The sequence below is a fragment of the Bradyrhizobium hipponense genome (assembly GCF_008123965.1).
Taxonomy (GTDB): domain Bacteria; phylum Pseudomonadota; class Alphaproteobacteria; order Rhizobiales; family Xanthobacteraceae; genus Bradyrhizobium; species Bradyrhizobium hipponense.
Genome location: NZ_VSTH01000094.1, coordinates 25,348 through 44,147 on the forward strand (window position 1 = coordinate 25,348; position 18,800 = coordinate 44,147).

The 18,800-nt window shown below is 58.1% G+C and carries 9 protein-coding genes and 3 pseudogenes; 5 read left to right on the plus strand and 7 right to left on the minus strand.

Annotation, left to right across the window (positions count from 1 at the left end; genetic code table 11):
• Nucleotides 1-26: 26 nt before the first annotated feature.
• Together FXV83_RS26155 and FXV83_RS44255 are read right to left on the minus strand one after the other, a co-directional pair.
• Entirely contained in the window at nt 27-398 is a 372-nt protein-coding gene (locus tag FXV83_RS26155) for an SMEK domain-containing protein (protein WP_210250761.1), read from the minus strand.
• Nucleotides 399-1,692: 1,294 nt separating this feature from the next.
• Nucleotides 1,693-1,959, minus strand: coding sequence for an Arm DNA-binding domain-containing protein (locus FXV83_RS44255; protein WP_235940182.1), 267 nt, complete (start codon nt 1,957-1,959; stop codon nt 1,693-1,695).
• Between the two features lie 39 nt (nt 1,960-1,998).
• Here FXV83_RS44255 and FXV83_RS26170 point away from each other — a divergent pair, with 39 nt between their 5' ends.
• Nucleotides 1,999-4,728: a DUF5695 domain-containing protein gene (locus FXV83_RS26170; protein ID WP_235940184.1), complete on the plus strand. Its 2,730-nt coding sequence runs from the start codon at nt 1,999-2,001 to the stop codon at nt 4,726-4,728.
• Nucleotides 4,729-4,803: 75 nt separating this feature from the next.
• Nucleotides 4,804-4,914 (plus strand): annotated as a pseudogene (locus FXV83_RS26175) (transposase); the annotation flags it as partial.
• A 1,348-nt stretch (nt 4,915-6,262) separates the two neighbouring features.
• On the opposite strand, the gene FXV83_RS26180 reads toward FXV83_RS26175, so the two are convergent.
• Together FXV83_RS26180 and FXV83_RS26185 are read right to left on the minus strand one after the other, a co-directional pair.
• Nucleotides 6,263-7,912: a recombinase family protein gene (locus FXV83_RS26180; protein WP_148742486.1), complete on the minus strand. Its 1,650-nt coding sequence runs from the start codon at nt 7,910-7,912 to the stop codon at nt 6,263-6,265.
• A gap of 171 nt (nt 7,913-8,083) precedes the next feature.
• A complete protein-coding gene (locus FXV83_RS26185) occupies nt 8,084-8,419 on the minus strand; it encodes a hypothetical protein (RefSeq protein ID WP_148742487.1) in 336 nt (111 codons plus the stop codon).
• 242 nt (nt 8,420-8,661) lie between these two features.
• Between FXV83_RS26185 and FXV83_RS44260 the strand changes: the two are divergent.
• Nucleotides 8,662-8,873 (plus strand): annotated as a pseudogene (locus FXV83_RS44260) (CopG family transcriptional regulator); the annotation flags it as partial.
• 624 nt (nt 8,874-9,497) lie between these two features.
• On the opposite strand, the gene speD reads toward FXV83_RS44260, so the two are convergent.
• The 3 genes and pseudogenes from speD to FXV83_RS26205 form a co-directional block, all read right to left on the minus strand.
• Nucleotides 9,498-9,875, minus strand: a complete 378-nt coding sequence (speD, locus tag FXV83_RS26195; protein WP_148742488.1) for an adenosylmethionine decarboxylase — start codon at nt 9,873-9,875, stop codon at nt 9,498-9,500.
• A 50-nt stretch (nt 9,876-9,925) separates the two neighbouring features.
• Nucleotides 9,926-10,475, minus strand: a pseudogene (locus tag FXV83_RS44265) (transposase); the annotation flags it as partial.
• A 34-nt stretch (nt 10,476-10,509) separates the two neighbouring features.
• Nucleotides 10,510-10,986: an outer membrane protein gene (locus tag FXV83_RS26205; RefSeq protein WP_235940186.1), complete on the minus strand. Its 477-nt coding sequence runs from the start codon at nt 10,984-10,986 to the stop codon at nt 10,510-10,512.
• A 1,143-nt stretch (nt 10,987-12,129) separates the two neighbouring features.
• Between FXV83_RS26205 and FXV83_RS43045 the strand changes: the two genes are divergently transcribed.
• Entirely contained in the window at nt 12,130-12,270 is a 141-nt protein-coding gene (locus FXV83_RS43045; protein ID WP_187436162.1) for a hypothetical protein, read from the plus strand.
• A 33-nt stretch (nt 12,271-12,303) separates the two neighbouring features.
• On the plus strand, nt 12,304-18,768 hold the full coding sequence (locus FXV83_RS26210; RefSeq protein WP_148742489.1) for a non-ribosomal peptide synthetase: 6,465 nt from the start codon (nt 12,304-12,306) through the stop codon (nt 18,766-18,768).
• Nucleotides 18,769-18,800: the final 32 nt, after the last annotated feature.

The window sequence follows — 18,800 nt, forward strand, 5'->3', positions numbered from 1 at the left end:
TTGCAATTCGTCGGTCAAAAGCTCATTCACGACGCTTGGCTATAGGATGACTGCTTCCCCGCGAGCATGAGGATGAAGAGCTCGTCGAACGTGTTGTAATACGCCCGGTCCATGAACTGCCGGACCGTGAACTTCACCTTCTCGAGCGTCGTCGACGACGTCACCTGGAACGCCACTCGGTCGTGGTCGTCGCCGAGATCAATACCGGGAAAGTTCTTCTGCTTCCGATTCGGATTGGTAAGGTGCGCGAGGTTGTAGACTGATTTCAGGATGGGGATGAAGGCGTCCTCCAGCGCCAGGTTGATGTCAGTCCGCCCCTGGGAGGTCGCAAGCTCAACCTGAAAGATGATTCGGCTGACCACGTCCCGGAGCTCGTTCTCAACCTCGAGCTGCCTCATTCGCGCACCCCATCTGCAAACGGCCGTCTTTAGTGATGGGAACGCAGGGGGAACATTTCAGGGGCCACGGGCCAGCCATCCCGTCGACAAGTTCTCTTCGCTGGCAGTATTCCCCCTCAGACGCGGCCCTTGTGCACGAACGTGCGGAATTGGTCGAACTATGCTGCCAGCCTCTGTATCCGGTTCTCTATCAATTTCAGGAACGCGCCAAACCCGAGCGGCGACATCGTCCTGGGAATAGGTGCGACGGCGCGCGGCAACGAACGCGGTGCGTTTGGAGATAGGCACGATCGGTTCGTTGCCACCGCTGAGGCTACGATTGATCATGAATCCTGAGCACACAAGCGACGCTGACGGTACCCTACTGCAAGAATGCAGGCGCAGAGACGATCTTTTGGTAACAGCCCGGGTACGCGTGGCATTTATCTCGGGTAGAAAGGCGCAGCGCGTTCCCAAGTCCCTGCGGCTCGCTATAAAGGGGCATAGGCAATATAACTCTCGTCACGCTGCAGCTTTCCAGCGCCCCAATGGAATCAATCGGTTAGTCTCCTGCTGCTGCGATATCGTCAAATCAGAGTTCCCCGCGCTTTCATACGACGCGGCATTCTGCTTTGTCCCATAGCGACCGGGCCTACTCCACGGCCCCACCATCCAAGTGCTTTCAGTCAGGCGGAAGATGAAGAACCGCTGATTGGCCATCAGGTCCTTATGGATTTGACCCGTGCGCTCCGTAGCCGTCGCAGTCTGAGCGCGGCCTCTGATCTATTAGGCCCGCAGAACGATAAACGTCGAGGTCAGCCGTCCGGAAGAGTTATCGAAACAGCAAGAGCTGCACCGATAGGTCCAGTTCTTCGTTCAAGAAAATAGCGCACCTGTTCGTCTCGGGAAGTGTCGAATTGCTCTCCGACCTGGCATGTGAGCAAGAGATCGGCCGCCCAAGTTTCCAACCGCCAATGCCGCTTGCGCTCTTCACTTCGGCGACTGGCTGCGCAGTGAAGGCGCTGAAGCAGGTGGCATAGACGAGGCACGGATAGATCGCTTCCTCACCGGTCACCTGCCTAATTAGCGCTGAGAACCGGATTCGCAGCAATGTCGAGGCTCTCCCGCATTGCCCACTTGAGCATTGAGGATAGGGCTGTACGGGCAGCGGGCTGCTGGGACCGCTCCATGAGCTGATGCGAGGTCAGCGATACGAGCCGAGATATGGCGGCGGGTGATCTGGAAAACTGAGACGGGATGCAGGGGTCTCCAACTGGCCAACAAATAGCGTTCTATTTCCGAATTGGTCGGGGCTTCAGCCTTTGTTTGGGGTTCCGGAGATATTGATCCGCGATTGCCGGAGTGGGTCGGCCGCCTGCAGGCGCGCCTTGGCTTTCTCGTCGACCGGGTCTTTGCCATTGGCAACCAGGCCCAAAAGCCGCTTGGCCTCCTTGCGTGCAAGCTCTGGTGTCCAAGGGGCGCCGTGAGGACCGATGGTGACGAAGCGCTGCCGACCGAACACTCGGTACTTGAGAACGTATGTCGCTTTTGTCGCGTTGACGTTTACGGCGGGAAACAGCACGCCTTGATCATCCGCATGGGGCAATACCGGATACGGTTGATGACGAAGACCAAAGGCATGTCTAAAGTCTGGACGTATATGCGTCGTACGATGCTGTTGGGCAGTAGCTTCTTGGGTAGCGCGTTGTTCGGGGGCGTTACGCTGCCTACACCCAATCGGCCGCAGCGCAAGGTTGCCATGGTGTTGAAGGCGGCCGACTCTTCCTTCGTCGTTGGGTGCACACAAGACGGCATTACCTCGTTGCGTTATCGTAACGATACGTATGACACGGATTATATCCTGCCTGGAGCCGTGCTGGGGAGGGCTCACGCTAGAGTTCGGCGTGCCGGATCCGAGTGGCATACGCTTCGAACCGGCGTTGATGCAACGAAGCCGATGCATAGCGCGGCCCTTGAACTAGCAGCCCGCGATGCCGGCGTCCTTCTCACGACCCGCCTCGCAGTCGACGAGGCTGGATTGACGTGGGAGATCCTGCTGCGGAACGACGGCATGGCGAGCGTGGAGGTTGGCGACCTCTATTTGCCTATGCCGATGAACACCGAATTTCCGGCAGGGCAACCGGTGTCGGTGGCTGTTTTGAAGCACAGCTTCGTCTCGGGGCATGGATCGCACATCTTCTGGATTCGCGGCAACAGCGCCGGTCCCTTCCTCATGCTCTTACCGGAAGCGGACACGTCACTGGAATATTGGAATGTCCACAAGGATTCGGCCGAAGCCAGTGGGACGTGGTGCGCCTACATCTTGGGCGGGGCGGCCGCCGGCGACGCAGTGGCGGGCGGGACTCGCTGGCGACAGCCGACCCATTTCCTGTCCCTGTCGCCGGCCGAGGAACGGCGTTACCGTCTCCGCTTCCAGTGGGTTGCCGATTATGAGGCGGCGCGCAGGGCTATCGCGGACGCCGGTCTGGTGGACGTGGAGGTAATGCCGGGCATGACGGTTCCCAACGACCTGCATGTCGACATCGCGCTCGCGTCCTCCATTCCGGTGGAGCGAATCGAAGCGGAATTTACCGGCGACACGATGGCGCAACGGTTGCCGGATCGGGCTGGCAGGCGACTATGGCGGGTCCGGTTTTCGCGATTGGGCGAGAACCGGCTGACCCTGCACCAGCCGGGTGCGCGCCAGACCTTTCTTGAATTCTTCGCTACCGAACCCGTCGAGACGATGATGAAGAAGCGCGCAGCCTTCATCGTGAAGCGGCAGCATCGTGACCCGTCCAAATGGTACGACGGTTTGTTCGGCGAGTGGAACATGGAGACGCAGGTCCTGCTTGGCCCGGACAATTACGACCGGATCAAGGGCGGGCGCATCTACGAGGTGACGTGCGACGATCCCGGGCTGAGCAAGCCCGCTTACCTCGCGACCAAGAATGCCGAGCATCCTGATGCGGCGGAAGTGGCGGCGCTGGACCGGTATATCGATACGTTCGTCTGGGGCGGGCTGCAACGTACCACACAGGAGGCACACCCCTACGGCCTCTACGGCATACCCGATTGGAAGCAGAACCGGGAAAGCAGCAATCCCGGCCCAAAGGGCCGCCTGCATATCTGGCGGCCTTATGACTATCCGCACATCTTCGCGATGTATTTGGCCATGCACCGCATCGCGCGTGACCATCCCGCGATACCCACCCGCCAGAGCGCACGAGATTATTTGGTACGCGCCTACGGTACGGCGCTGGCCATGTTCACGGTGCCGATGCGCGTGATGATGTGGTCTGCCTACCGCACCGGCTTCTACAACGAATGTGTGATCCCCGAACTTCTTTCGGCGCTCACGACGGCGGGCTTGATGCGCGAGGCGGCGACGCTGGAGGCGCACTGGGCGCGTAAGGTGCGCGCCTTCGTCGATCCGAAGGCGGACCTGTTCGGGTCGGAATATCCGTTCGATTCCACAGGCTTCGAATCAACGCAGGCACTGGCGCGCTCGGCCCTTGACGACCCTGTCGCCATGGGGGTTTCGAAGGCGGCAGCCCGTGCCTTCGCGGAGCGTCAGATCGCTGCAAACCTGTTCTGCCGTGGCTGGCTGGAACCTGCTTATTACTACCTGGGCAGCGATTATCGCGGGACTGCGGGCGACGCCTATACGCTGACCTACATGGCGCAGATGGGCGGCTGGGCGCTGCTTGATCATGCGCTGAACGATGCAGACGACCCGCATCCGCTCCTTCGTCTGGGCTATGCGTCACAACTCAGCGCGTGGGCCTTGCTGAACAGCGGCCCTGCGTCGGCCGGTCATGGCTATTGGTATCCGGGCGAGGAGAATGACGGCGCGGCCGGTGGCGGCTTCGAGCCGGCGCCGAGCGGGACCACATGGCTCGGTCAGCCGCATCACCGTGGAACGTGGTATTACTCGTGCGAGATCGACCTGGGATTTTGTGGGGCGGTCCGCGCTGCTGCGACGATCGTTGCCGACGATCCCATCTTTGGGCAGGTTTGTCAGGGTGGCATCGTGGAGACGTTCGCTCACACCCTGCGTATCTGGCCACGTGATGGCGTGCGGCGACGGCTCAACGTGCGGCTCCAGTCTCTCCGATTGGACCTGGTGCTGCTTGACGCCCGATTCCGGGCGGATGGACCGATCATTCTGAATTTGGGGGAGGGGTGGATCAGCCTTACGCCTGAGCCCTTTGCCCCATCTGCATCGGGAGTGACGTTCGAATTGCGGTACGATGACGGGAGGAAGCGCAAGGAAGTCGTCGACATCACGGACAGCCAGATTGTCGTCCGCTTGCCTGCGGCGCGCTTACCGCGGGTTCAGGTTCGCTAGTGTTGCCGATTATCGGGTGCGATCGGCACTTATGGCCTGCTGTTCCACGCGGCTTCCGAGGCGATGACGATCATCGCCGCAAATCCCGGGCATCTCGGCGCACGTATCCGCGTCACCGCGGTGCTGCATACCTCGGGTTCGGCGATGACCCACCATCCGCACATCCACATGATCGTGCCGGGTGGGCATCGGCGGCAAATTCAATAATCGTTGAAATATGGAAAAAGTGAATGCCGTGGCCGCGCTGGCCGCGCTCTCCCGGGAGAATCGCCTCTAGCGCGACGACGGCAAGCGAATAGAGGCCCGTCTCACCGTTGGCAGAGGCCGAAAAGCCAAAGAGGTGAATCTGGAGCCTTTGCGCCGAGGGCATAGGATATCTCCTTGCCGGGCGCATGAGATCACCCGGCGGTTTTACGCCCTAGGGCGATCTCTGGTTACGCAGTCATTCTACCGCTGCTATGGGCGATTAGTCCGCCCCTCAGGAATCGTATGTAACTCCAAATAGCCCGGACTCACGGCTCTGTTTGCGAACTACTCGAACTCGCATGGGTGAAGGCCTACGGAGAAAGCTCACGCGCCTGGCAATGAACTCGACGACAGATAGCGGAAGCAGCACCGCCGCGACGACCATCACTGCAAAATCGCATTGGCCGGTGCGACCTGCCCCGCGTGGCATAGCGTGTCAGCCGCGTTCGCTACGGCCAGCCCTTTAGGCAACTGGAAACTGGGATTCAGGCAATACAGCTTTCACCATGGTCATCGAAGCGCGGCAAGGGCCAGGCGTTCCGTCTGAATCATCCGGTGCCGATTCCCGCTTGACCGCCAAGATCATGGTTCGCCTGGTTTCGAGAACCGACCGGGTAGCTTTTTCCAGCTCGGCGGATTGGAGGATGGTCGTGCCAACCCAGGAGTTGGTTAAGAGGGCGCCCGGGAACGTGGCAGTGATAGCGACGCCGGCAAAATTTCATTGACGGCGGGCTACTTTGCCGAGTGCCCCCGGCGAGGAGCTCCGCATCCTTCTGCGCGAGGGATCGAAGCCGGATGGCGTGCGCCGTTGTGGCGTGGAGAAGAAGGGAGTGTTCGAAAGAATGGAGCCTGCTGGTTATGGCTCTTACTTGCCCGGCTTACTGGTGTCGGAAACGACTGAGACTCCGAAAGGAGAACGGGAGCAGAGCATGCCGGGAAACGCCTCGAAGTCGGGCGCCGGAGGCCGGTGGAGAGCACAGAGTAAGGTGTGACGGTTTTTGGAGAAAAGCGTCATGCCTAAAAGGGCGGCGCTGTTCAGGTAGGGCGTATACTCTACGTCCGCGATGAGTACCGAACACCACGTCTGCAGTTCGATCAATGAAGAATTTTCAGATCAGGAGAAACCGATTCGTGCAGTTGGGAGGGTGTGGGCTGAACGTGTAGCGGGGCAAGATGCTCGGCGAAGTGTCGCTCCTGGAGGATGGAACGCCACAGGAGGGGTGCGCCTGAGATCTGGACGAGGCTTCCGAAAGAACTATGCCAGACTACGTCGTGGACTTCCGTATCTTCATTCTATCAGCGCCGCGCGCAAGCGTTCTTGGTTTGGGCTGCTTGGCTCTCGATCGCTTGGCCCGGGGGCGCCGGGGGAAGAACAGTCTCTTCCAATTACTCGCATGGTGATCGCCCGTGCCAAAGTGTCAGGGGTTTCGAAGCGAGCTATTCCACGGCGAATGCGAGCCCTCTCAGAAAACGACATGGTTCGTTTTACTTTCCCGTCGGTCGACAGTAGCACGTAATCGAGCACCGACCTGTTATGCTCAGACAACCTGGTAGCGGCAATCCAGCCGTGAGGCAGGCGTGCCTCACGCTTGATGGACCAGTACGGCGCGCGGTTTTGTCTTCCGCACCAGAGCGCCACTCGAATTGAGATCTTGATGGATCCATTCACGCGCAAGTAAGCCGTGCCGTCGCAAGAGGCAGTGCGGCCACCGGCCTTCCTGATAGCCATGGCAATTTGCAAGCCGAGCTTGGCATTTTGCTCGGCCCACTGCGGGCGCGAGTCAAGAAACTCATAACTTCGCTTGGGAGTGTAGCCGATCAGCCGATACACGTTCCTCAGACTGCCAAAGTGATTTTGATAGGTCGACGTGCAGGGGAGGCCAATAGTGCCGTCTACGATAGCGGAGGTAATGTGTCCTTCCTTGAGGAGCGTTCGGCGCAGACGCGAAAGCATCTCCTCGTCAGTGAGGTCGACACGTCGCTCCTCAATGATCCTGTTAACCTTCAGGAAAGCGTCACGTTCGATGATCGGCTCGATACATCCCTCGCTGGTAATCCAAACCTCGGGCGGATTGTCGGTGTAAGTCTGGCGCAACTTACGGGATCGCCGGTTAAAGGTGAGGTTCCCAACGTAATTCTCGTTTCTCAGGACTCTGTTAACTGCGGCGCGCGTCCATCGTATCCCAGTGCTCGTCGGTACGTCCTTCCGGTTCAGCTCCCCAGCGATCACGGCTTCGGACCTTACCTCCAGGAACCGCTGAAAGACCAACCTCACTACGGCGACTTCCTCGGGAATGCCGGGCCGTACTCGGATGTGATCGCTGGTGAGATACTTCCGATCGCCCTTCTTCAGCACGCCTCGCGACTGCTGCCTCGCATCGATAAGCTCGCGCAACAGGGCGTAACCAGGGCGTCCTCCGAGCTTGAAGCCAAGTCGCGCGAGGCGGCACTGCCCAGCGTGAACTTTGGCCGAAAGCTCACGACTGTATTCCGCAGCCATTACTCGCTTGATGTTTTTGATCATGCTGGAGATCATGCTGCCATCATTGTCAAATTGCTCGGCACAATACGCAACTTTGATGCCTGCCTTCTTACAGACAAACTCGTAATGCGCGCTCTCATCGATATCCTGAAAGCGGCCCCACCGGCTTACGTCATAAACCAGGACGTGAGCAAAATCGGCTTCTCCGGTTTGGACATCCTCGATAAGCTGCATGAGACCGGCCCTGTTCTTGATCAGCAGACCGCTCTCACCTTCATCGCAATAGGTGCGAACGATCGTCAAATTATGGGCGTGGGCGTATGCCGCAATCACCGCAGCTTGGTTTTGTATCGAGTATTGCTGCCGAACTGTCGACATACGGAGATATTGTGCCGCTCGGATCGCAAGCTGCGATTTCAGTTGATGAGGGTGGTAGGCGACGGGTAGGTTGGCCATCGATCGAACTCCGATGCTATACGGGAGTGACAAATCAAGCCGTGTAGGAGCGGCCCCTCATGTCGGCTGACTTGACGTCCCGAGTGCCACGCAAGGCACAGGAGAGCGACTATTGGTACTAAATTTGGACGGCTCGATCAGCGGCGGCCACCACCATATGCAGGTCCGGGTCTATTTTGAAGATACGGACTTAGTGGTTTTATCGCACTTGGCCAGATAGTCACGGACCGCATCGACACGATAGAGCGGCCGGCCATCGACGTAGCGCCATTTCAGCGGGTGGGTTGGATCGCGCCGCCACTGCTCCAGCGCTCCGGGCGTGCGCCGAATGACAGCGGCCGCCTCCAATGGCGTCAAATTCGAGCTGCCTGGCAGCGTATCGATGTCGAATGTCGCGGGCGGCGGGATGCCGCGGTTCTTGCGAGGGCGCTTCGTGGCGCGAGGCATTTTCCGACCACTAGGCGAAGCTAATGCTTCGATTGGAGTCTTTTCGTCCTTACCGCTCATACCTCCGCCCCGCACCATGATCCGACTGAGACAATAAGATCGTACTTCGGCAACAAAGAAGCCGGTATGGCTGCTGGGTAGCTGTGGCGTACAAATAGGACGAACCGTTCGAATGGCCGCGGCGCGCCAGGAACAGGCTTTCAGTCCGACCTTCAGCCTCACAACCTGAAGGTCATGTCAAAAATCGTATTCCCGCAACCGCCGATGCTTGCGATAGCAAGCCATCCAGAGCCCAGGCCTCCGATATTGGGATCTCGGTCGAGACCTTGGCCTTGTTCGTTCGCCCTGGCTGACGACGACACCACCACTCCCCGAGCCGGCTGCAAAGGCGGCGAGGGCGCAGGCGGCCGTGCGCTACGACAATTTCGTCGCGGCACTAGGGCGACGGCTCAGCCAAGTGCCGAAGCTGCGACAGGAGATCCCGGACGATATTCAGGAGGCCGAGCCGACGTGAGGGTAGGGCTTAAGAGTCTGATGATCGCTCACCGCGTGGACGAAAATCCAGCCGCGGCGGAGATTCAAGACCGTGCATCGCAAGCAGTTCCTGAGCAAGAACCGACAGCGCACAGCCGATCTCTTCAACGCACGGGGATGCATCGTTCTCAACATCGGCTGGAGAGAATGCAAGGACAGGAATCCCAGAGACGATCATTGTCCGGGCTCGAACTCGGGTGTGAAGATCCTCGGGCAGCGTGCGATTGGGGCATGGCACTCAGCTGCCAGCCACCGGTAATCACCCTTCACGCATGCAAGGAGCGGATCATCCGCTTGCTCGGTTGCGAGGAAAAGGTCGTCACCGAATCGCTCAAGAAACCGTCGCGCGACCCGAATATTCGCAATCACAGTGTCGGTATCGTCGTGGCCTGCGGCAATTGCTTCCGAAATATGCTCGGTGGACTGCCACATCGCAGGCGGACACTAGCGGACATTCAACGGCGCAGGTAGGCATGTCGCCCTCCTGGCCGAGTATGTGGATATCGCGCGTTGCCTTTGTCCAAACGGGCCAGGCGTGGAAACAAGATGGCCACTCGCCGGGGTACCATGCATGGAAAACTCGAAACAGGCCTGTAAAGCAGCACTACGTGACACCTCTCCGGAAGCTGCGAACGTCAGACCGTTCGGGCTGAAAGGCCTCAACTAGAACTGGCACGGCGCTCGCAGGATCGCCTTCGCCACATACGAAAACATCAGCGGCCGCGTAGGACCTCTCAGGCCAAGTATGCAAGGTAATGTGCGATTCAGCCAACAATGCGATTGCGGAGACGCCGTGACCCGGACAAAACTTATGAACATGAAGGTGGAGTAATGTCGCACTCGCCGCACGGATGGCTTTTCGAATTGCGTCTTCCGCAATGGCCGGATCGTCGAGATTCTTCGCTCCCCATAGTTCGATGAGTATATGCGTCGCACCGGTGGACAGAGCCGGTGGGGCTTCCTTCTCGTTATCAATAGTCATTAAGAAATCTCCATTGAATTATCGGCCCAATAAGCTGAGCTAATCGGGATTTAGGTGACGACGTGATCAGGCGCTTGGTTTGCCGGCACTTGGATGATCTCAATGCTGCCGTTGAATCCGACAATTGCGACGACCTGCGGCAATTGTGCCTTTGAGCCGCCGCCAGATCCTTGATGCGGCGATCACCAGCTTGAACACCATCGGCCTGGCGGTGTTGGCGACAAGGAGCCCTTTCGTCCGCACGGTCCCGTATCGCCCGGTGGCGAACACGCGCTCGATGGGATTTGTGGTGCGCAAGTGATCCCCAACGTTCGGCCAAGAAAATCGTAGAAGGCCAGCGGTGCTTCGCGATCCTTGACCAGGCATTCGACCGCCCGGCCGTACTTGGCGCAATACTTCTCGCCGAAGACGTCGGTCGCCGCTTCGGCGGACGCTCGGTTCGCGCCCGCTAGACCTCGCGCAAATCCTTCATGGTGGCCTGCACCGAGAGTCGGACCTTGTCCGGGACGTTCACGGTCTTGTGCACCCAGCATCATGGTGGCGTGTGCCGGGAAAGACCTCGTCGAGCACCTTGTAGAAGTCGAGCGCGCCGTCGCCGACATTGGCCAAACTCCTTGCTAATGGTCACGGCGCCTCAATTGTTTTGCCAAGCCACGCCTCTCTTGAAGTAGGCGAGCGTGTGGCCCTGCGCGCCAAAGGCGTAACCGAGGCGACCGGCTCCGCGGACAAAGTCGCTTGGACTCGCCTTGCAGTTTGCGCTCAGTACTATGCCGGAGGCGGCGAGGCGGGTATTTGTACCGTTGGACACAGCACTGCTGGCCTCGAGTTTGAGGCCAAACACCCAGCTATTCTTCTGCCAGTTGTAGTCGATCTGGCCGCCTGCCAGGAACACAGGAGTATCGACGCCGCCGCCATAGACTGACGGACCGCAGGGATTACTGAAGGATTTTTGGCCGTAACCACCGCCGGCGTGCCCGCCAATATATCCTCCGGACCAGATCCACAGAGCCGGTGGCAGTTGTACTGCTGGCTCAAGGTCCGCCGAATTGGCTGCACCGCTTGCGACCAGCGTAATCGTTGTCGCTCCCCAAAAACGAACTCCAGATCGCATCAAATACTCCGCGGCGCTTTCCCGATCCACAACCGAGCGCCTTCGAGCTGGCATCGGTGATGGCACCGCGAATGAAGCAAGCAGCGTGCCGCTTGGAAATTGAGGGGGCTCCAATTGCTTCGTACCGGGTGCATGCGTCAAGTTGTGGACAATGGTCTTAAAGCTGACATCGCGGCTGTAGCGTCCGACAGTATGCTGCGCAGCAGGAATTGTTGGCCTGGACAGATTTTCGATCTATCGAGGCACATGCGAAACGGTGAAACGCAACGGATATTGCCGGCGAGCGAAGCCGGCCATAGCGCTGGACCCGTCTACCCCACACAGGGATCGCACCGGCTACGCTGCGGTTATCGAAATCCGGCTCGTGGGAAAAATCGTGACGAGCGATCAGTCACGCAACGCGGCACGCGCAGGAAAGGCTCATCATCAGCGTCTTCCAGCTTACCACGAATACCCGCGCGATAATAACAGTCCGGCTCCGGCTTCGCCGTAGTGCTAAGCGGCTTTGTCGCAACATTATTCGTATCGGTTCTGCTGTAGGCGCCGAGACGGAAGCTTCTTTGACGCGTGAAGAGAAGTTGCCGAGCATGCATCTCGTGAAGGCTAAGCGAAGGCGCTACCCGCAATTTCAATTCCGGTTCGGAAAGCCGTATCGGAACGCCCTTTGGCGTAGACTGGACGTCGCCTGCGCGTCCACAGCAAACGTTTCTGAGCGCGTTTTCGTGTGCACCAAGGCGGACCACTGCGAACATCAGCAGACCAAGGACTTCGCGGCGGATGGTTCTGTACGCTCACGGCTCGTTACGCTGCCCATAGCTATCTCGTTATAGCCACGAACGTCAAAATGTATGAGCGCTCAACGACTGTCCTTCAGCGGCTATGCAAACAACGCCGGCCTCGTGTAAAACGGTAACACACCTCTGTGTTGGTTCTTGCACAATCGATGTCATCGCTTGGGCGCCGCAGGCGACCTGCAGCCCGCCGGGCGCCAAGTTCGCTTTCATGAGGAGAGCACAAATGCAAGAGACCACAAGCCGGAACGAGTCTCTGGGCGCGTTGGTTGCGGGTGCCATGCAGACTATCGCGTGTCTACTACAAGATCCGGTAGATGCCAACGCCGACTTGAGGCCCTAGCGTCCGGTCGTGCTGCCGATCATCAAGGGAATCGAAGTGAACGCAAAGGACGAGAAGCTAAGAACGGGCAAAACGGCACAATATGACTGGCAGAACCAGGGCGGCTACGCAATGCACACCTCGATCAGGATCCTCTGTGTTCTGATTTGAGGGCCGCAGAAGGCGACGAATGGCGGGACGCGTATGCCTACGGAAAATCGATCAGGCAAAAATCAGCTTGTGGAACGTCAGCCGATCGACGCGATCACGGCGATCGATCGCCTTGCAAGATCGGATCCGGAGAGGGTTGCGCTGAGGTGCGGCGCAGACGAACTCACCTATAAGGCGCTGCGATTAAGATCAGATGCCCTCGCAAGGACGTTACGAGAGCAGGGCGCTCAGGGCGCGGTGGTCGGCTATTGGGGTGAGCGAGACCTCGACTGGGCGACGGCGATAGTCGCAATTCTTAAGGCTGGATCAACGTACCTTCCGCTCGACCCATCGTTACCGGCTTCGCGTACATCATTCATGATCGAGCAGAGTCGCTGCGCTCTGATTATTGGCCCAGACCAGCTGGATTCGCTCAGCCTATTCCAGGCGACCAGCAAAGGCACCACGCAATTCATGGCGATAGAGGCGGCGCTGCGCGAGGGCCAGACATCGTCTGTTGTGCCATCATCGAGCGAGGATGGACTCGCCTACATTCTGTTTACGTCTGGTTCAACGGGCCAGCCTAAGGGCGCAATGATCGAGCGCGCAGCCCTAAACAATCATTTGGTGGCAAAGATTGATGCCCTAACCCTCACTCGAACCGATTGCATCGCGCAGACGGCGTCGCACTGCTTTGACATCTCGCTGTGGCAGCTTCTGGCAGGGCTTTGCGTCGGAGGCTGTATCACGATCATTGACGATGCGACACTGAAATCGCCGGTATCGCTTCTCAAAGCGATTCAGGGACACGGCGTGACGGTAGTTCAACTCGTTCCGTCGATGCTTGCAGTATTTGTTGAATATTTGCAGCCGCTTGCGGCGGCTGATCGAGCTCTGGACGGTTTGCGGATTATTTCGACGGTCGGAGAACCTTTGACACCCGCACTGGCGCGCGCGTGGCTTGCCTTATATCCGCGGGTCCCCATTCTCAACCACTACGGGCCGACCGAGTGCGCGGACGGCGTCACGCATCATCTGGTTTCCGCACCGCCTGCGCTGGCTGACGCTTATGTGCCGATCGGCAAGCCGATTTCTAATCTTGAGGTTTATATCGCCGACGGGCCGCGGCTGTGCAAGGCGGGAGAGGTCGGCGAAATCTGCGTTAGCGGCGTTGGCGTCGCTGCTGGTTACGTCAATGACGACGTCCGCACCAAGGATGCTTTTGGGCCAAACTCGTTCTCAAACGTTCCGTCCTTCCAGCGCCTATACAGGACAGGCGATCTCGGGCGCGTTCGTTCCGATGGTCTTTTGGAATGTCTCGGTCGACGGGACCGTCAGGTCAAAATCCGCGGGCATAGAATTGAGCTAGGAGAAATCGAGGCTCGTCTCTCCGCTCATCATTCGGTGCGTGGCGCCGTCGCGGTCGCCTCCGTCCGCGCAGGCGTAAAGCTTATGGCGAGAGACATAACCAGGGCCGAGGGGGAAAGCGGGACGAGACGACTCATCTCGTATGTGTCCGCTCCAGCTGAGGTAACGGAAGGCGAGCTTCAGAACTTCCTTGCTGAAGCGCTGCCCATCTACATGCTCCCAGAAAGAATCATCCACATCGACGGTATTCCGCTGACCAGTAATGGAAAGGTCGATTTTGGAGCATTGCCGGACCCGACCAGTGTTCGCCCTCCATTGCCGACGCCATTTGAGGAGCCGCAAACAGACCTCGAAGCCCAGCTGTGTCAAATTTGGTCCGGTGTTCTGCGTATTGAGAACATTGGCGTGAACGACCAGTTCATAAGTCTCGGCGGAGACTCGCTCCGGGCAATGCTCATATTGGGCCAGTTGCAGACCCAGCTCGGAGTGAGAACGGATTTCAGGCTGGTCCTGAATGGAACGATCCGATCTCTTGCGGCTTCGATCTCGGCGCGAGCCGAATCTACACCGTGCATAGCACCGGCTTGCGGAAAGCTTACACGATCGCCTCTGACGCGAGTTCAAGAGCACCTGTGGTTTCTTTCGCAGCTCGATCCATCTGCCAGGAACTACATCATTCAGGGCGGCCTGCGAATGCGGGGCATCATCGATCTGGCCGCGTTCAATCGCGCCTGGACCGATGTCGTTCATTCCCATCAGGCACTTTCGGCACGCTTTATCGACGAGGACGGTCCGGTTCAGCTTTTTGATGCTCCGCACCGCGCAAGTCTTGAATTGACCGATGCATCTCATCTCACGGCGCAGGAAGCTGAGGAGCTGATCGCAGAGTTACGGCGAACCGAGCTGAACGGCAGCTTTGATCTCAGCCAAGGCCAGCTGTTTCGCGCGCGCATGATCAGTTTTGGACCTGACAACCATCTCATACTGATCACCGCTCACGAAATTATCATCGATGCCTGGTCGATCTCTGTTCTGCTCAGGGACCTTCGACAAAGGTACGTAGATGCCGCGGCGTTTTTACCAGAGAACCGCGCGTCACTCTCGACCTACGCAGTCTGGGAAACACAACACGCTACTCCAGAGGCGCTGGCCAACCAATGTAGCTATTGGCGTCGTCAGATTGGTGATGATCCGCCGGTGCTTTCGCTTGGAACGGGACGAGCGCGGCCGCAGACAAATTCCTACCGCGGCGCCTCGCATGCGGTGGCGCTTGGCAGCGAGCTCTCCAATCAGGTACGGGAGTTTGCGCGCCGACATAGGTGCACCACGTCGACAACACTCCTCGCATGCTTCAAGCTGCTGCTGCGGATGTATAGCGGTCAGGACGAAATTATCGTTGGCATACCGCATGTCGTACGAGATCAACCTGGCAGCGCCGAAATTGTTGGCTTTTTCTTGAATATGCTGCCAATCCGCACCGCGGTCGAGGTCGACCAGTCCTTTGCGGTTCATGCCTTGCGCATCCAGGGCCTGGTCAGCGATGCCATCGCAAATTCGGCATATCCGTTCGGCTGGATGGTAAGGGATACCAGGCTACATCGCGAAGCGGGACGATCACCGATCTTCCAAGTTATGTTCAACATGTACTCCGAGGCCGCGGAGCCACTTGGCCAACATGAGTTGGATCTGACATTCCGCGAATACGAGACCGGCTACGTAAAATTCGATCTGACATTGTACGCACAAGATCAGGGCGATGAAATTGCCCTCCAGCTTGCGTACGCGGAAGACCTATTTTCCAGCGATCTGATTATCCGCATGGCCGACAATCTGCGCCGTCTGATTGCAGCCTGCATTGAGAAGCCGCTTACGCCCATTCAAGATCTGAGCTGCCTCAGCGAGTCAGACGTCACTATGCTGGACGCGCTAGAGGGTTCGGCGCAATCATATGAGACCGAATGTCCGCTTGTCGAAGCGTTCGAGCAAATCAGCGTCTCTAATCGCAGCCAGGTGGCATATTTTGGTGATTTCGGTGAGATCACATTCGGCCACCTGCGTGAGCGCGTAACAGCTATCAGGTCGTTACTGCGGGCTTCTGACGTGGGGGCTGGCGATATGGTCGCCATGCTGGTCGACCGATCGCCTGACGTTGCCGCTGTTATCCTTGCGGCACGAGCGTTGCAGTCCATTGTTGTTCCTATATCGCCGGATTATCCGCGTGATCGGATCGAACATATCCTGCGAGATAGTCAGGCAAAGCTTTTGGTTCACGCAAATACCTCTGACTTTGGGTTTGACATGCCGTCGATTTGTCTGTTGACCCTAGAAGGGTACGGCGCGCCCGCGCAGGAGTTTGGGTGCAGCGACAAACCATCAGATCAGGGAATTGCGAGCCTTATATACACGTCGTCCTCAACCGGGAAGGCGAAGGGGGTTCTTATACCGGAATCGGCAATTCTCAATCGACTGAACTGGATGTGGCGATGCTTTCCCTTCGATAGTACGGACGTGATGGTTGTCCAGAAGTCCGCATCAATTGTTGCGTCCGCTTGGGAGTACTTTGGAGGCCTTCTGAGAGGCGTGCCCGCGCTGATCCTGACCCAAGAGCAGTTGCTGGATCCAGATCTGTTGTTGTGCACGTTGGCGAGACATCGCGTGACACACTTGTTTGCCTCGCCGCCACTCCTGTCCGGCCTCATTGCTTCCCAAGAACGGCACTCGCGACCGACCGCCTTGCGGTTGGTCACAAGCAGCGCCGAACCGATGCCTTCCTCGCTCCCTGTTCGCTGGCGTGAGTATTTCCCCGACGTGCCGTTGTGGAACTTCTATGGTGCTACGGAATGTGCATCCAATGCGGCAGTCTACGAAACATCGGATGCCTGCGACGGCTCGTCGCACGTCCCCGTTGGACGCCCAATCGATAACGTCAAACTCTACGTGCTCGATGCCCAGTTGAAGAGAGTCCCCGTCGGAGCCGCCGGCGAACTCTGCATCGCGGGACGCTGCGTGAGCGCTGGGTACTGGCGGGATCAAGATCGGACCAACCGCTGTTTCGTGCCGAATCCGTATGACGGCGGGCAATACAGCGTTCTTTATCGAAGTGGCGATATCGCGCGCATCTCAACAAGCGGCCTTCTCGAGATTTGCGGCCGATCGGACAACCAGATTAAAGTACGGGGCTTTCGCATCGAGCTGGAGGAGGTCGAAGCGGCCATTGAGTCTCATCCGGCAATCGCAAAGGCCGCGGTCGTCGCAGAAGACATCGATGACCATCGTCGCTTGACGGCCAGCATGGTTCCGGCTCGCGACGGTCTAAGCTCTGCAGATATTGTCACCCACTTGCGCCACACATTGCCGTCCTACATGATTCCCGCCGCCTTCCGGTTGGTTGACAGTATCCCCCTTACGGCGAGCGGAAAGATAGATCGTGCTTGCCAGTCGTCCGTTCCTTACCGCGAGGTCGAGCCTGTTCCATCTGCTGAGCTCCGCACGAGGAAGGAGCGTATTCTCGCTGGGATCTGGCAGGATCTATTAGGCGCCAAGTGGGTCGGGCTCGATCAAAGCTTCTTTGATATCGGCGGCGACTCTCTTCTGAGCGTGCGCTGCGTCACGCTGGCGCGCAAAGCCGGGCTGAATCTCACTGTCGACCAACTCTATCGAACACCGACCATCAGGGAATTGGCGGCAGACGGAGCGGCAGTTACAATCGATACCTTCCCTTCCGCGGATGGCTCATTGCCAGTTCCCCCCGCAATCTCATCTTGGAACCGTCTTGTCGGCTTCGATGAGCATTTCAACATCGGCGATCTGTTCTTCTTGCCCGGCGGCGTCCTGAATATCCGAATGCTGGAGCGCGCCCTTGCCCATGTCATGGATAGGCACGAAGGCCTCAGACTCCGTATTGCCCGAACCGACGATGGTCTACGTCTGACAATCGGGCCTTCCGTGGCCGAACGCCTCGTGGAGGAGATCGATCTTGTCGGAATGACCGACCTACAGCAGCGTAAGGCAATCGAGAGTATCTCAGCAAGACGTCAACACATGTTTCGGTTTGACGGCCAGACGCCTCTTGTTAACGTCACGGTGTTCCGCACATCGGAAAGCGGCGATTACTATCTGCTGGTCCTGATGCATCATTTTGTAGCGGACGGGATAGGCTATCGACTGTTCCTGGAAGCATTGGATGCGGCGTACGCCCTGGCCTCAGGCCACGCCGTGAGTGGTCCCGAGAACATACAAATGCTCTCTGCATGGTTGAAGCGCCTTGAGCACTACGCGAACAGCGAAGCGCCAGCCGAACTCAACTACTGGGAGAGGATTGACTACAATCAGCTCAATTTGCACGTCAGCGCCACCTCATCGGGCGGCGCGAGCTTTTCGAAAATGACCGCGAGAGAGCTTCACTATGCACGCCTTGAAGGTCGCATGGATGAAGCGAATTGCCGATCCCTTTGGGAAGATCAGGGCAAGTACCATCTTGAGATCGACGAAGAAGCGACAGCTGATCTCCTCAATATTTCAGCCAGATTGGCGCATTGTCAGGACTTTGATGTGTTTCTTGCCGCCATTTCTGGCGCCTTTGGACGCGTTTTCGGCAACTATTCGCTCTGGATTGATAGCCTTACCTCGACCCGAGGTCGGCTGTTTGACGATCTCGATCCATCTCAGATCATCGGCCATATCAGCGAGCTCGTTCCGATTCCCTTGAGTCTCACCGGAACGGAACCCCGTCCCGATCGTGCTCGTTCAATATACCGCCAGCGCAATGCCCTGCCGCGCAGAGGAATAGGCCTTCGGGCCATGAAATTCCTAAACCGAGATCCAGCCGTGCGGAGCCGGATCGATCGCCTGCCCTTACCCAGAATTGGATTGAATTATCGAGCGGGTTTGCAGCGCCATTTTCCACGCCGTCTCCTAGCCAAGGAACCTTCTCCACTTTGGATCGGCGAAGACATGGATGAAGGGGCCGTGATTCACCTCTTCTGGTTCGATGTCGGATATCAAGCCGGCCATCTACAGATCGAAACGAGGTATGATCCAACACAGGTCGGTTATGAGGTGACCCGTAATCTTTGTATGGTGTTGCAACAGGAGCTGTTGCAGACGATCAGCGAATTCGGAAGAGCTGGGGACACCGTCATCCATGAATGAGCCGGATGCGATTTCGCCATCGAGAGCGATCG